This is a genomic window from Saccharospirillum alexandrii, assembly GCF_043641555.1.
In the GTDB taxonomy this organism is placed as follows: domain Bacteria; phylum Pseudomonadota; class Gammaproteobacteria; order Pseudomonadales; family Natronospirillaceae; genus Saccharospirillum; species Saccharospirillum alexandrii_A.
This window is the reverse complement of record NZ_JBHZRJ010000003.1, coordinates 295,256-310,136: the sequence shown is the minus strand read 5'-3', so window position 1 is coordinate 310,136 and position 14,881 is coordinate 295,256. Positions and strand designations below refer to the sequence as shown.

At 55.3% G+C, this 14,881-nt stretch carries 15 protein-coding genes; 9 read left to right on the top strand and 6 right to left on the bottom strand.

Features of this window, described 5'->3' with window-relative positions:
* The first annotated feature begins 91 nt into the window (after window positions 1-91).
* The 8 genes from ACHUE7_RS11730 to ACHUE7_RS11695 all read left to right on the top strand — a co-directional run bounded on the left by ACHUE7_RS11730 (window position 92) and on the right by ACHUE7_RS11695 (window position 7,229).
* Window positions 92-622, top strand: coding sequence for a TlpA family protein disulfide reductase (locus tag ACHUE7_RS11730; RefSeq protein ID WP_394170126.1), 531 nt, complete (start codon window positions 92-94; stop codon window positions 620-622).
* 327 nt (window positions 623-949) lie between these two features.
* Window positions 950-1,483, top strand: a complete 534-nt coding sequence (locus tag ACHUE7_RS11725) for a hypothetical protein (RefSeq protein ID WP_394170125.1) — start codon at window positions 950-952, stop codon at window positions 1,481-1,483.
* A gap of 196 nt (window positions 1,484-1,679) precedes the next feature.
* Window positions 1,680-3,029 carry a c-type cytochrome gene (locus ACHUE7_RS11720; RefSeq protein WP_394170124.1) on the top strand — a complete coding sequence of 450 codons (1,350 nt, stop codon included), beginning with the start codon at window positions 1,680-1,682 and terminating at the stop codon, window positions 3,027-3,029.
* Window positions 3,030-3,074: 45 nt separating this feature from the next.
* Complete coding sequence (locus tag ACHUE7_RS11715) at window positions 3,075-4,850, top strand: cbb3-type cytochrome c oxidase subunit I (RefSeq protein WP_394170123.1); 1,776 nt, start codon at window positions 3,075-3,077, stop codon at window positions 4,848-4,850.
* Window positions 4,847-5,524: a cytochrome c oxidase subunit 3 gene (locus tag ACHUE7_RS11710; RefSeq protein ID WP_394170122.1), complete on the top strand. Its 678-nt coding sequence runs from the start codon at window positions 4,847-4,849 to the stop codon at window positions 5,522-5,524. The genes ACHUE7_RS11715 and ACHUE7_RS11710 overlap by 4 nt, the downstream gene beginning before the upstream one ends.
* 5 nt (window positions 5,525-5,529) lie before the next feature.
* The gene (locus tag ACHUE7_RS11705) at window positions 5,530-6,201 is read left to right on the top strand and encodes a heme-copper oxidase subunit III family protein (protein ID WP_394170121.1); all 672 of its coding nucleotides are present in this window, start codon (window positions 5,530-5,532) and stop codon (window positions 6,199-6,201) included.
* 33 nt (window positions 6,202-6,234) lie between these two features.
* A complete protein-coding gene (locus ACHUE7_RS11700) occupies window positions 6,235-6,555 on the top strand; it encodes a cytochrome C oxidase subunit IV family protein (RefSeq protein ID WP_394170120.1) in 321 nt (106 codons plus the stop codon).
* An 8-nt stretch (window positions 6,556-6,563) separates the two neighbouring features.
* A complete protein-coding gene (locus ACHUE7_RS11695; protein ID WP_394170119.1) occupies window positions 6,564-7,229 on the top strand; it encodes an SCO family protein in 666 nt (221 codons plus the stop codon).
* Here ACHUE7_RS11695 and ACHUE7_RS11690 read toward each other — a convergent pair.
* From ACHUE7_RS11690 to ACHUE7_RS11680, 3 genes are read right to left on the bottom strand one after another with little or no spacing between them, the layout of a single operon-like run.
* Window positions 7,220-8,254, bottom strand: coding sequence for a TRAP transporter substrate-binding protein (locus ACHUE7_RS11690; RefSeq protein WP_127556074.1), 1,035 nt, complete (start codon window positions 8,252-8,254; stop codon window positions 7,220-7,222). The two genes, ACHUE7_RS11695 and ACHUE7_RS11690, sit on opposite strands and share 10 nt — an antisense overlap.
* Window positions 8,255-8,307: 53 nt before the next feature.
* Complete coding sequence (locus ACHUE7_RS11685) at window positions 8,308-9,636, bottom strand: TRAP transporter large permease (RefSeq protein ID WP_394170118.1); 1,329 nt, start codon at window positions 9,634-9,636, stop codon at window positions 8,308-8,310.
* Window positions 9,636-10,142, bottom strand: a complete 507-nt coding sequence (locus ACHUE7_RS11680; RefSeq protein WP_394170117.1) for a TRAP transporter small permease subunit — start codon at window positions 10,140-10,142, stop codon at window positions 9,636-9,638. The genes ACHUE7_RS11685 and ACHUE7_RS11680 overlap by 1 nt, the downstream gene beginning before the upstream one ends.
* 314 nt (window positions 10,143-10,456) lie before the next feature.
* Between ACHUE7_RS11680 and ACHUE7_RS11675 the strand changes: the two genes are divergently transcribed.
* Window positions 10,457-11,329 carry a MurR/RpiR family transcriptional regulator gene (locus ACHUE7_RS11675; RefSeq protein ID WP_394170116.1) on the top strand — a complete coding sequence of 291 codons (873 nt, stop codon included), beginning with the start codon at window positions 10,457-10,459 and terminating at the stop codon, window positions 11,327-11,329.
* A gap of 194 nt (window positions 11,330-11,523) precedes the next feature.
* On the opposite strand, the gene ACHUE7_RS11670 is transcribed toward ACHUE7_RS11675, so the two are convergent.
* The 3 genes from ACHUE7_RS11670 to ACHUE7_RS11660 are packed head-to-tail and all read right to left on the bottom strand — an operon-like array spanning window position 11,524 to window position 14,855.
* The gene (locus tag ACHUE7_RS11670) at window positions 11,524-12,381 is read right to left on the bottom strand and encodes a PA4780 family RIO1-like protein kinase (protein ID WP_394170115.1); all 858 of its coding nucleotides are present in this window, start codon (window positions 12,379-12,381) and stop codon (window positions 11,524-11,526) included.
* Between the two features lie 59 nt (window positions 12,382-12,440).
* Window positions 12,441-13,646, bottom strand: coding sequence for a BaiN/RdsA family NAD(P)/FAD-dependent oxidoreductase (locus ACHUE7_RS11665; protein WP_394170114.1), 1,206 nt, complete (start codon window positions 13,644-13,646; stop codon window positions 12,441-12,443).
* 51 nt (window positions 13,647-13,697) lie between these two features.
* Complete coding sequence (locus ACHUE7_RS11660; RefSeq protein ID WP_394170113.1) at window positions 13,698-14,855, bottom strand: GGDEF domain-containing protein; 1,158 nt, start codon at window positions 14,853-14,855, stop codon at window positions 13,698-13,700.
* Window positions 14,856-14,881 lie beyond the last annotated feature (26 nt).

Genomic DNA, 14,881 nt, shown 5'->3' with positions numbered 1-14,881 from the left:
TTGACCAGCCAAATGCACGACTCTGCGCCATACTGTGTTTTTGAGGTCCGCGTTCGCACCATTCACGCATCGACACCAGGAGGTCAGTTCCATGTTCAAGCGGCCCTTGTCTGTTCGTCGTTCGGTGACACTTGTTCTGGCCTGCCTGGTCATCGCCCCGGTTGCACTGGCCGAGTCATTCAAACCAGTCACTGAAGTCAACCTGCCAGTGGCACCCGCCTTGCTAACCCTCAACAATCGGGTAAGCGATCTCCCCGAAGGACCTTTGTTTATCAATATCTGGGCCAGCTGGTGCAAGCCCTGCATTGATGAACTTCCTGCGCTTAATGAGCTCAAAGCACACTATCCGCATGCCGACATTCAATGGGTTGCATTGAACTACGGTGACAGCCTCTCAACGGTTAGGGAATTCATGAACAACACCGAGGTCGAGTTACCGGTGTTGCTGGATCTTACTACCCGGTTCACGGCGCAACTACCGCTTAAAGGATTACCCGCAACCTTTCTGGCTGACGCCAATGGTGAGGTTCGTTACCAGCTCGATGGCTATGCAGACTGGACAGACCCGACGCTGATCCGGCAATTGGAATCGCTCTTGCCTGAACTCACCGACCCACAATGAGAACCAGACAGGGTTTCTTTATACTGATTTAGGGTTAAAAAATATCTGTTAATAGCGATAAATCATGTTATGCCAGGTTTCATTCGCCCACACTATTACGTTCATTGCATTAACCGACTGATATTCCAACTGTTTTAACCGATTCATCTTTTTTTAAAGACCACTTTCGATTTCTATTTACCAGGCGCCAATGTTTCCTTGTGTTATTCAGCCGGTTGAAAAAACGCAACCTTGAATTAACGTTAAGCCAAATAATAAAAACCAAGCCCATGACAGACTGCTCAACCTTGCTATTTGAAATGGTTTGTCACAAAAAGAGGAACGCCAATGAAGTGCTTATACTATTTATCGCCGACACTGAAAGAGAGCGCCGATATCGCGGAAGATTTGCACGAAGTTGGTATATCTGACTGGTACATTCACGTCATCAGCAAAGATGAAAGCGGACTCACCCAAAAGCATATTCAATCGGCCAACTACATCGAAACACTGGACCTGTACCACAGCTCCATACTCGGGGGGCTCATCGGTTTCTGTGCCGGTATGCTACTGATCATTCTCTTTCATTTAACCGGCATCTTCAGCGATAACCTGCCCTGGTGGGTAAACGTCATCTTCATCGCGGTAACCACGCTGTTTGGTATCTGGGAAGGCGGCCTCTGGGGTGTCGATACTGAAAATAAGAAGCTGCAACCCTTTCACGATGATATCGAAGCTGGCAAATATCTGATCCTGATATACACGCCCAAAGAACAGGAGGCCGCTGTCAGAAAGGTGATGGAAGAACGTCATGCTGACGCTCAGTTTGCAGCAGTCGACCGACATTTTATCTCGCCTTTTTCAAAGCTGAAACGCGTATAGCCGACTCAGATACCTGAACAAAGAGAGACCCTGGCAGGTCTTCAGCAGAATCGCTGAGCAACCACCGGCAGGACCCGGTGGCACCCTATAACAACACCATGCTACCTGGCGCAACGCGCAGTTTCACACTGTGCTGTGTCGCTGCACATCGGTCGCGAACAAGCGGTTCGGGCCGGTCGTGTTCAGGAGGGATACTGTGTATATAGCCATCGTCATTGTCGGTCTGGTTGCGATTACGCTCATACTCCATTTTGCCAGCCCATGGTGGCTGACACCTCTGGCGTCAAACTGGTCGTCCATCGACACCACCATTGAGATATCGTTTTGGATCACCGGCGCCGTGTTCATTGCCGTTAACCTCTTTCTCGCCTGGACTGTCTGGCGCTATCGCCACAATAAAAACCGGCGCTCCCATTACGAGCCCGAAAACAAGAAACTCGAAATCTGGTTAACCGCCCTGACGACGGTCGGGGTTATCGCCATGCTCACACCCGGGCTGATCGTCTGGGCCAAGGTCGTGAATGTACCGGACGATGCCATGGAAGTTGAAGCCATTGGCCAGCAATGGCAATGGACGTTTCGTTTTCCCGGTGATGACGGTGTACTCGGTGCCGCCAATGCGCGTTTCGTCAGCAATGGCAACCGCTTTGGCCTCGACCCGAGCGACCCAAATGGTGCCGACGACATTCTGGTAGAACACCATCGCCTGCACCTGCCGGTCGATCAGCCGGTCAAGCTCGTCTTGCGCTCCAACGATGTCTTGCACAACTTTGCGGTACCCCAGTTCCGGGTCAAGATGGATCTGGTGCCGGGTACTCAAACCTACCAGTGGTTTACGCCGACCCGCGAAGGCACCTTTGATGTCTTGTGCGAAGAGCTATGCGGCCTGGCGCACTACACCATGAAAGGCCAGGTACAGGTGGAACCCGAACAGGATTTCGAAACCTGGCTGGCCACCTACCCGACCTTTGACGACGTTCAGTCAGGCAACGGAATTGACCTGGCAGCCGGCGAAGCCGCCTATCAGAGCTGTGCTGGCTGCCACGGCGCCGATGGTCAGGGTAACCCGGCGCTGAATGCGCCCAATCTTACTCGACTCGACAGCCGCTATATGGCGCGACAGCTGCGGCACTACCGGAACGACATACGCGGGACTGCACGGGAGGACTCCCCGGGCCAGACCATGGTAGCCATTGCCCGGGGTATTGAGCCCGACACCGAGGCCGACTTGCTGGCCTACATCGAATCGCTCAACGCGGTTGATGTCGACGGCACGCTGGTCGGCGATATTGCCAACGGGCAGCGCCTCTATGGCGCCTGCGTAGCCTGTCACGGTGCCGGCGGTGAGGGAAAGGTGCTGCTCAGCGCACCGGCACTGGCTGGCCAGAGCGACCTCTACCTGAAACGCCAGCTGGAGCATTTCAGCATGGGCTGGCGGGGCAAACACCCCGAAGATCAGTTTGGTACACAGATGCGGCTGATGACAAGCACCATTCACAGCCCCGAACGTTTGCGTGACTTGCTGTCCTACATTGCAATGCTTTAACCAGTATCACAAAGACCAACAAGAACCTTTGCACAGGGATCTACCATGACACACATTGCCATTGCCGATCAGGAACCCGAGCTGCATCACCCCCGAACCTTTATCGGCAAGTACATCTGGAGTCAGGATCACAAGGTCATCGCCGTTCAATATGCCTGTACCGCGATCTTTGTCGGGCTGGTTGCCCTGTTGCTGTCGGTGGTGATGCGCTTGCAACTGGGTTTCCCCGACCAGTTCGACTTCATCAATCCCAACATGTACCTGCAATTCGTGACCATGCACGGCATGATCATGGTGATCTATTTGCTAACGGCACTGTTGCTGGGCGGTTTCGGCAATTACCTGATTCCGCTGATGGTCGGCACCCGCGACATGGTTTTCCCCTACCTGAACATGCTCAGCTTCTGGTTCTATTTTGTATCGGTACTGGTACTGCTCTCCAGCTTTTTTGTGCCTGGCGGGCCAACCGGTGCTGGCTGGACACTCTATCCACCCCAGTCGATTCTTGAAGGAACGCCGGGCTCGGGCTGGGGCATTGTGTTGATGCTCGCCTCTCTGGCTATTTTTATCATCGCCTTTACCATGGGTGGCCTGAATTATGTGTCGACCATTCTTCAGGCGCGCACGCGTGGCATGACGCTGATGCGCATGCCACTGACCATCTGGGGCATTTTCACGGCCACCATTCTAGGTCTGTTTGCCTTCCCGGCCCTGCTGGTCAGCGCCATTATGATGCTGTTTGATTCCCTGCTCGGCACCAGCTTTTTTATGCCCGCCATCGTATCGCTGGGTGAGGCAACCGACTATGAAGGCGGTAGCCCAATCCTGTTTCAGCATTTGTTCTGGTTTTTCGGGCACCCGGAAGTGTACATAGTGGCACTGCCTGCGTTTGGTATGGTCAGCGATGTACTCAGTGTGCATGCGCGCAAGAACATCTTCGGCTACCGGATGATGGTCTGGGCCATCGTTATTATTGGCGGGCTCAGCTTTGTGGTCTGGGCGCACCACATGTATGTCAGTGGCATGAACCCCTATTTCGGGTTTTTCTTCGCCACCACCACGCTGATCATTGCGGTTCCTACGGCGATCAAGGTGTACAACTGGGTACTGACACTATGGCAGGGCAACATTCACCTGACCGTGCCCATGCTGTTTGCCATCGGGTTTATTTTCACCTTTACCCATGGCGGCTTAAGCGGCCTGTTTCTGGGCAATGTTGTCATTGACCTGCCGCTGTCCGATACCTTCTTTGTTGTTGCCCACTTTCACATGGTGATGGGGGTCTCACCGATCATGGTGCTGTTTGCCGCCATTTATCACTGGTTCCCGCTGGTGACCGGCAAACAGCTCAATACCCGTTTGGGCATGATTCACTTCTGGGGCACCTTTCTCGGTACCTACGCCATTTATCTGCCGATGCACTACATCGGGTTCCTCGGGGTTCCACGACGCTACTACGCTCTGGGTGACACCAGTTTCATTCCCGATTCGGCCCATGCACTCAATGCGAACATCACCATCGCCGTCATCATTGTTGCGTTATTCCAGCTGATTTTTATCTTCAACCTGTTCTGGACGATTAAGCGGGAACCCAAGTCCCGCATCAACCCCTGGGATGCAGCCTCGCTTGAATGGCACACGCCGGATGTCCCGCCACACCATGGCAACTGGGGTAAGGAACTGCCTACCGTATATCGCTGGGCTTACGATTACAGCGTACCGGGCGTCGTGGACGATTTCATACCGCAGCACGTACCCGACAGCGACGTGACCTACGAACCAGGCTACGACCGCACCGCAACCGGGAGGGAATCGACATGAAAGGCTTCAGCGCTCTGACTGAAAAACCCTGGCTGGCCATGCCCGATGGTTCAATCGCGTATGATGCCCGGAGCGGCACTCCCCCGGCCCAGATTGCCCTTCGGTTTTTACTGATGGTGGTCAGCATTGCCTTTGTGCTGATTTTTGTGACCTTTCTGACCCGGTCCCAGTACCCGGACTTTCAGGCGCTGGCTGGCGAGCCGTGGTTGCCGTTCAACCAGAGCCCCAGGCTTTGGGCCACCACGGCCATTCTGGTTGTAGCCAGTGCCGCCATGCACTGGGCCTGGCATTCGGTGAAAACACAACGGCCCGATGGCGTTATGCTGGGTATCAGCGTCGGCGGTTTCCTGGCGCTGGTGTTCATTATGGCGCAATGGACCACCTGGAATTACCTTGCCAACCTGGGCTACGGCGTCAGCGAAAACCCGGCCAATGCCTACTTCTATCTGTTTACCGGTTTGCATGCCCTGCATCTGTTTGGTGGTGTGCTCGCGGTTGTGCGGGTTTTTATTCACATTGGTCAGGGGTGCAGCATTGAGCAGGTCGCCGTTGCCGTTAAAGCCTGTACCACCTACTGGCATTATTTACTGGCGTTGTGGTTACTGCTGTTTGTTTTGCTCACCCGTACGCCTGAAACCTACGCCTTAATTGCCGCCGCTTGCGGCCTGGGGTAACCACCATGACGGAAATGAACAGCAAGCCCCAGGGTTACTGGCAACACCTGATTGTCGACTGGTCGGCCGACAAGGAAGCCTTCAAGGTCAACTGGGGCAAGGTCATGATGTGGGTGTTTCTGGTCAGCGACACCTTTATCTTCAGCCTGTTTCTGATTGGCTACATGAACGTGCGCATCTCGGCGACTGAAGCCTGGCCACTGACCAGCGAGGTCTTTGCCCTGGTGGTCGGCGGTGAACACATTCCGTTGCTGCTCATCGCCATCATGACGTTTATTCTGATTACCAGCAGCGGCACCATGGCGATGGCGGTTAACACGGCCTATCAGGGCAACAAGAACGCCACATTCTGGTTAATGATTACCACAGCGGTACTGGGTTTCAGCTTCGTTGGCATGCAGGCTTACGAGTGGAGCAAACTGATTGTCGAAGAAGGCATTCGCCCCTGGGGTAATCCGCTGGGTGCCGCCCAGTTTGGCTCCACCTTCTTTATGATTACCGGTTTTCATGGCCTTCACGTTACCGGCGGGGTGATTTATTTAACCATCGTTGCGATCAAGGTAAAACTGGGTCACTACGATAAAAGGGGTTTCCAGATTGTCGAGATCACCGGCTTGTACTGGCACTTTGTCGATCTCGTCTGGGTGTTTATTTTTGCCTTTTTCTATTTATGGTAAGCCGGTCACAACCGGCCCGCGTCAGGAGGAAATATGAGCGCAGACACTCAGGGTCAGCAGCACCCGTTAAGCCTGTATTTTAAAGTCTGGGGGTTATTGTTTGTCCTCAGCACCCTGTCGTACATGGTCGATTATTTACAGTTTCAGGGCCTGCTACGCTGGAGCCTGATTCTGATTTTCATGTTCCTCAAGGCCGGCCTGATTCTCAGTGTGTTCATGCATTTCGCCTGGGAGCCCATCACCCTGCGTGTGGCCTTACTGGTACCCACTCTGGCAATTCCCATCTTTATTGCCTTTATGGCCATTGAAGGCAATTACACCATGACCAGCCGACTGATGTTCCTGGCGGGGTAGCGGCTATTGTGCAAGGTGCCAGACTGATCCCGTTCATTGCTCCGCCGGTTATTCTTATCTTGCTTGTTGGCTTCGCCCTGTGGGTAATAGCACCTGCGGTGCCCTCGCTTCCCGCAATACAGGGTGCCTGGCTGATGCCCGCCCAGCCTCTGCCGGCATTCAGGCTGGAGCAACACAAAGGGCCGGTGGTTACGCCAAACACCTTGCCCGGCGACTGGCACCTGATCAGTTATGGGTTCACGCATTGCCCCGATATTTGCCCGACAACCCTGGTGGAAATGGCCCAGTTTAAACGCGCGCTCGACCAGCAATCACAATTCACTGATCTGAGACTGCATTTTTATACGGTCGATCCGGGTCGGGATTCACTGGCGCAACTGGCCGACTACCTACCCTGGTTTCATGAACAGTTCAGCGGTTGGCGTGCAGCTTCAGGTCAGGATGCCGAAGCATTTGAATCGGCATTGGGCATCCATGCCAGCGTGACTCAGGATGAACAGGGCTCGGTGCAGGTCACACACGGGTTAACATTGTTTCTTATCAACAACGACGGCCGGTTGCAGGCCGTGCTTGAACCGACCCGAACCCTGACCGGTCGGCTGCATTTCGAGCCCGACCGGCTACTGCAGGATTACCTGACCGTTCGTCGCTGGGCGAACAACCATCAACTGTAACGGTAGGGGCGTCCGGCCCGGTCCATCGCCGCGTTGTAATCTTTGAAAATCTGCACAACGCGCGCAGCGGTTTCCGATTCTTCGGCGATGTCGTCCCAGAAAACCCGCGCTGCCTGCTCGACCTGCGCCCACTCTGCATCCGGAATCGACGTCAGTTCCAGCTTGGTCCCCTGGGTGCGCAACCGGGCTTCGCCGGCCCAGTACCAGTGCTGGCGATAGTAATGCGATTGCTCGAAGCAAGCGGCCATCAGGGTTTGCAAATGCGCCGGCAATTCATTCCAGCGTTCCATGTTGGCAAAGAAATGGCCAATCCAGGCACCGGATATGTTGTTGGTCAGAAAATGCGAACAGATATCAGCCCAACCCACTTCATAGGCTTCGGTAATACCGCACCAGGCAACGCCGTCGATTTCACCGGTCTGCAACGCGATTTCGACGTCTTCCCAGGGCACCGTAACCGGCACAACACCGAACTGGTTCAGGAAGCGGCCTGCAGTCGGAAAGGTAAACACCCGCTTGCCTTCCAGTTGCGACAAACTGGTAATGGGTGACGTGGTAATAAAGTGACAGGGATCCCAGGAACCGGCGGAGATGTGCTTCACGCCCACAGAGGCGTATTGCTCGGCCCAGATTTCATTCAAACCCCAGTCGTTGAACAGCGCCGGTACATCCAGGGAGTAACGACTGGCAAAGGGAAAATAACCGCCAAACACGGTCACGTCGGTGGGTGACATCATTGAATCGTCGTCAGACTGCACCGCATCGATGGTACCGCGCTGCATCGCCTGAAACAGTTCGGACGTTGGTACCAGCTGGTCGGCATAAAACAGATCGATCTGCATTTCATCGCCCGCTATGGCATTGAACATATCAACAGCAGGTTTGATCACCTGAGCACCGAGTGACGACCCGGCATAGGTTTGCAAACGCCAGCGGATGGTCGATTCTGCCAGTACCTTGGGAGCTGTTATGGCAGCTGCGCCAGCCATTGCACCGGCCTTAATGAACGTACGTCTTGATGTCATGGTATTTCCCTCTTTCCAGTTGAAACAAAGGTTGCACCAGCGCAGCCTTTTTATCAGCGGTTGTAAAGGGTCTCGGGCAACCAGAGTGCGATTTGGGGAAACACCATCACTATGATTAAACCGAGAATCATTACACCCACAAACGGAATTATGGATCGATAGATGTCACTCAGCGTTACGTCGTTCGGTGCCATGGCACGCATTAAAAACAGGTTGTAGCCAAAGGGCGGTGTCATATAGGCAATCTGGCAGGTAATGGTGTACAACACGCCGTACCAGATGAGGTTGAATTCCAGCATGCTGACGATAGGTACATAGAGCGGTGCAACAATCACCAGCATGGCGGTATCGTCGAGAAAGGTGCCCATCAGAATAAAGCTGAGTTGCATTAATATCAGAATTTCCCAGCGCCCCAAGCCCAGGTTGTCCATAAACAGATTGCGCACAAAATCGACGGCTCTAAGCCCATCGAAAACCGCACCAAAGGCAAGTGCGGCCAGAATAATCCACAGGAACATGCAACTGATGGCGAGGGTGTTACGGCTGCAGACCTCCAGAACCCGCCAGCTCATCCGTCCTTTGAAAACAGACACTGCGGTCGCCGCCAGGGCACCAATAACCGAGCTTTCCACCAGACGGGTATAGCCCATCACAAAGGGCACCATCATGACGGCGAAAATACCCAGCGGCATCAGACCAGCCAACAGTAACCGGTATTTCTCGCCCTGACTGATGCTCTTTCGGTCTTCATCGGAAATGGGCGGACCCAGCTCCGGGTTCAACTTGCACCGCAACCAGATGTAGATAATAAACAGCGACGCCAACAACAACCCGGGCAAGACCCCTGCGAGCCATAATTGACCAACGGGTTGGCGAGCGATCATGGCGTACAGCACCATTACCACCGACGGCGGCACCAGAATACCCAGACTCGCACCGGCCTGTATGACGCCGGTGACCATGCGTTTATCGTAGGAGCGTTTCAGCAATTCGGGCAGGGCAATGGTTGCGCCAATGGCCATACCCGCCACTGACAAACCGTTCATCGCAGAAATAAGCACCATCAGCAAAATGGTGCCAATGGCCAGGCCGCCGGGCACGGGGCCGAACCAGACATGGAACATGCGATACAGGTCATCTGCCAGGCGGGATTCCGACATGACATAGCCCATGAAAATAAACATCGGCAAAGTCAGCAACGGGTACCAGTTCATCACCTTAATGGTCTGGGCAAAGGCGAGATCGTAGCCGCCCCGGTCACCCCACAAGAACACCGATGCAACCACCGCCACAAACCCGATCACGCCAAACATGCGCTGACCGGTCAGCATCATCACCAGCATAGAACCGAACATCAGCGCGGCAATCAGATCGTAGGACATCAGAGCTCCACCTTTCTCAGCCGGGCGATATCACGAATAAAAAAGGCAGTGCATTGCAGGATCATCAGCACGATACCGATGACCATGACTATTTTTATGGGGGCCATGTAGGGGCGCCACAGGCCACGTCGTCGTTCGGAATATTCAAGGGCGTAAAGGGTGCTTTCAATGCCACCCCACAGCAGAATGCCAAGGTAAACCACCAGCATTAAAATGGTGACGGCATCAACGGCGGCCTTGGTACGATCGGACCAGCGGCTGTACAGCAGATCCATCCGCACAGCCGAGCCCAGTTGCATCGCGTAGGCACCACCCAGCATGAAGTAACCCATCAACAGAAACTGGGCCATTTCATCGGTCCAGATCTGGGGTTGCCAGCCAGCTCGTGCGATGGCGCCCCACAGCAGAATGCCCATCAGCGCAAACAGCGAGAACATGGCCAGCCGACCGACGCCATAGTTCAGACGTTCAACCCAGCGCACATACGCTATCAGCAAGCGAGGCATGACCGAACTCCCGGGTCATATGAGGTTGTCGTTGCAATGGGAACCCTGGTGGCCCCGGCTGTGCCGGTCGCGGTACAGGCATCGGCGGTCAGCATTGGACAGTCCTTTCCTACTCAACGATAAAACCAGTCTCTGACGCTCTCCGCATCTTGTCAATATCTTTTCAGAATTACATCGACTGTTACAAATCAAACAAAATGACTAAACTTCATACAGAGAAAAAACGCACTGACTTGGGTTGTTCTGGTCAAAGACGCACCGGTTTGAGACAGTCTGCGCCCCTATTTTTCACATGCCTGCAGAGACCTGACCGCATGAACGTGCAATCCCATACCATCGAGACCCAGTTACGCACTGCTCTGCCCAAACTGACCCGGGCAGAACGTCAGGTAGCCACCTACATGCTGGGTAATTTTCCGGTAACGGTTCTGGGTTCGGTGGCGTCGGTTGCCCGGGCAGCCGGGGTTTCGAGCCCAACCGTGGTGCGACTGGTGCAAAAACTGGGTTACAAGGGCTATCCGGATTTTCAGGCGGGGCTGCATGAAGAACTCAGCGATACGCTGGCCTCCCCGCTGGCCAAACACGACAAGTGGGCCGATGCCTACCCTGGCGCCCACATACTGAACCACTTTGCCGACAAGCTGGTCGATAACCTGAACGCCACCCTGAGCCAGATCGATCAGGCCAGTTTCGATGCGACCACCGGATTGCTCTCCGACCCCAAGCGACGTATCTATACGCTGGGCGGCCGCCTGACGCATTCCATCGCGGACTATTTCGCCACCGCCCTCAAGGTGATGCGCGGTGATGTGGTTGTTCTATCTTCCATGCCCAACACCTGGCCGACCGCCTTGCTGGATATGAAAGAGGGCGATGTACTGATCGCCTTCGATGTACGTCGCTACGAACCGGCTGTCGTGCAAATGGTCGAACTGGCGCGGGAACAGGGCGTCGACATTGTGCTGATAACCGACCGTTGGGTCTCACCCGCCGCGGTTCACGCACGCCACACCATGCCCTGCCACATTGAAGCCCCTTCAGCCTGGGATTCACTGACGCCACTGATGGCACTGGTTGAAGCATTACTGGCAGGCGTTCAGGGACGGCGCTGGGAAGAGACCAGCGCACGACTGAAACGAATAGAAGGGTTGTATGAGCGGACTCGCTTGTTCAAGCGCCCACGTTGAAGTCATAACTCAAATTTCAGAGTTAGCAACCAATTGAGTGTCAGGTGCCGGGGGTACCTATCCGGGGAAGTCTGCAGCATGGATGCTGCAGTCTAGGCCCCATGGACGGGTTCACGCCGACCCCGGAGAGGTGCCCCCGGTGCCTGACACGGACCCATGGCAACAATGTAAAGCCAAACTCAACACTCAGGACGCTAGTCGTCCAGATCCTCGGCGTTTTCCCAGCCTTTGCGCTCTTCCTCTTCGGCCAGAATGGCGGCAATTTCGCCCAGTACGCCATCGACATCGGCGGCTGTTTCATCGACGTCAAAGTGACCGGTCAGTTCGGTCTCGTCCGTCAGATCGCCGGCTTCATAGAGCGCCCAGAGTTCTTCGGCGTAGTGGGTTTTATTTAGCTCGGGCGCAAACTGGCCGTAGTAGCGGGTCATGTTATCGACATCGCGCTTCAGCATGGCCTGAGCGTTATTGTTGGCCGCTGCATCGACCGCTTGTGGCAGGTCGATAATTACCGGCCCGTAGGCATCAACCAGCACATTGAATTCAGACAAGTCACCGTGAATCAGGCCTTCGACCAGCATCAGTTTGACGTAATGCATCATCAGCGCATGATCTTCCCGCGCCTGCTCCGGCGTCAGCACTACGTCGTCCAGACGCGGTGCGACACCGCCCTCGTCGTCGGTTACCAGCTCCATGATCATGACACCGTCGATGCAACCAAAGGGTTCCGGCACCCGAACGCCCGCCGCCGCTAGCCGGTACAAGGCATCAACTTCAGCGTTCTGCCAGGTTTCTTCCTGTTGCTTGCGGCCAAAGCGCGAGCCTTTTTCCATGGCCCGGGCGCGACGGGTGCTGCGAACCTTACGGCCTTCGGTATAGGTGGCAGCCTGTTTAAAACTGCGTTTTTTGGCGTCTTTGTACACCTTGGCACAGCGAATTTCTTCGCCACAGCGGACCACAAACACAGCCGCTTCCTTGCCACTCATCAGGGCACTGATCACTTCATCGATGACGCCATCCTCAATCAGAGGTTGCAGGCGTGCAGGGGCTTTCATTCAGTTAAGTTCCTCTTCCAATCCGGTATGGATAGTCCGGGCTCGTGTGCATTGCGCAGTCACAGATACTGCGCCGCGCAATGTCCGCTGGCCCAGGCCCACTGAAAATTGTAACCGCCGAGCCAGCCGGTTACGTCCAGCACCTCTCCAATAAAGTAGAGCCCAGGCACCGACTTTGCCTCAAATGTCTTTGACGATACTTCGTCAGTACTGACGCCACCCCGGGTCACTTCCGCCGTACGGTAGCCTTCTGTGCCCGCCGGCACCAGCGTCCAGCGGTGCAGCACCTGGCCGAGTGCTTCGGTATCGGCTTTGCTCAGATTGGCCAGGGTGGTGCTTCCCAGCGACCTGACCGATGGATGATGCTCCAGCCAGGCCTGCACAAAGCGCTTGGGCAGCAACTGCGCCAGGGCGTTTTTAAGCTCGCCCTTGCGACCCTCTGTCCGCCACTGTGCCAGACAATCGGCAATGGCAACATCCGGCAGAAAGTCGACTTCGATCGACTCGCCCGGCTGCCAATAATTGGAGATCTGCAGCATCGCCGGCCCACTCAGGCCCTTATGAGTGAACAGCATGGCTTCGCGAAAGCGGGCATCACCGCAGGAGACACTGACCGGCACGGCAACACCTGCCAGCGACTGAGCCAATTCCAGCAAATCGCCCGAGAGCGTGAAAGGCACCAGCGAGGCTTCCCGCCGCTCCACTTTCAAACCAAATTGCCCGGCTACCTGATAACCAAACCCCGTCGCCCCCATGGTCGGGATCGACAGGCCACCGGTGGCCACCACCAGTGAGGGTGCCGCTACCCGGCCTGTTGAAGTACTCAGCTGAAAGCGGGTATCTTGCTGCTCGGCCTGATACTCAATGGACTCGACGTCGCATTGGGTGCGAATTTCAACGCCGGCGGCCTCGCACTCGGCCAGCAATATCGCCAGGATATCCTTCGACGACCGGTCACAGAACAACTGCCCCAGCGTTTTTTCATGGAACGCCAGGTCGTGTTTCTGCACCAGTGACAAAAAGTCGTAGGGCGTATAGCGCTTCAGCGCCGATACGCAGAAATGCGGGTTCTGTGAAATAAAATGGGAAGGCTCTACCTGGTAGTTGGTGAAATTGCAGCGTCCGCCACCCGACATGAGAATTTTCTTGCCAACCTTCTTGGTATGCTCAAGCACCAGCATACGCTTGCCGCGCTGACCCGCCACAGCAGCGCACATCAGGCCGGCGGCACCGCCACCGATAATCAGTCCATCGTACTGCTGCATATCAGAAATGGGGTTCCCGTCGGGTCTGAAGTTTGGTTGGCGCTGAGTGTATCACAGCCCTTCGCCCGACGATGCGGCCATCACCCAGCGATCGCGACCACCATCCTTCGCCCCGTACAAGGCATCATCTGCACGTTGAATCAAACTGTTCAGAGTGTCACCCGGAGCCCAACTCGCCGCACCCGCACTGAAGGTCACTGGCCCATGTTCCAGGTGACAGATAGCCCATTCGGAGCGCAGATGAGCGAGAAACACATTCGCTGCCTCTTCAGGCCCGGGAATTATCGCCAGGAACTCTTCGCCTCCGGCCCTGCCAACCTGGCCTTTAGAGGGTTCACAGCAGGCACGTAACACCAGTGCAAATTGCACCAGAACGAGATCCCCGTATAGATGGCCGTTACGGTCGTTTACCTTCTTGAAATGGTCCAGATCGAGCATGATTAGCGAGAAGGGGCGCTGGAGCGCAAGGGCTGACATTACACCCTGGTGAATGACCTTGTGGTTCAGCAAACCAGTCAGGCTGTCCTTGCGCGCCATATCGGTCAATCGTTTCGACAGGACACTGGCCTTGTACAACTCCTGACTAAAGCGACGTACATGGCCGAAAACGACAATGCTCAATAGAATGGCACCGGCAGAGTAACTGAAGATGAGGTCAAAAATGCGTGTCGTCGCATCGGGATAAGGCACTATCCAATGAGGGACCCAGAGCTCGGCCAGCAGCCAGGCAACCGGCGAAACCAGCAACAGGGCCAGCACACCGCGTCGTGATCGACTCTGTGTGCTTTGGACCCCAACGGCATAGCTCACCAGCACCAGATAGAGGATCAGCGTGGGCCCCTGAGAGCCGGCATTGAGAAACCAGGTGGCCGGGGCGACGATTAACGACAATAAGACCAGCACAATCGTTGTTGCCTGCTGGGTCCGGTCCCGCCAGCGGCCTTGCCACCATAGCCAGGCCAACACCGGTAACGACGATATGTACAGGCTGACCAGCAATAGCGGTGTGACACCGAACAGCCCATTGAACACAGCGGCCACGAGCAAAAACAGCATAGCTGACACGATCAGCATCAATTGCTGTTGCTTGAGCGTATCGGTATCGGGGCCTAACAGCCAGCGCACTATACGACGCAGGCCCAGGCGACGGCGACGATCTGCCAGCACACGGCTTTTCGGTGAGTCAGCGATGGGGGTGGTCGATGTCATCTGGCATCACTCTGGGCAGGTTTCCT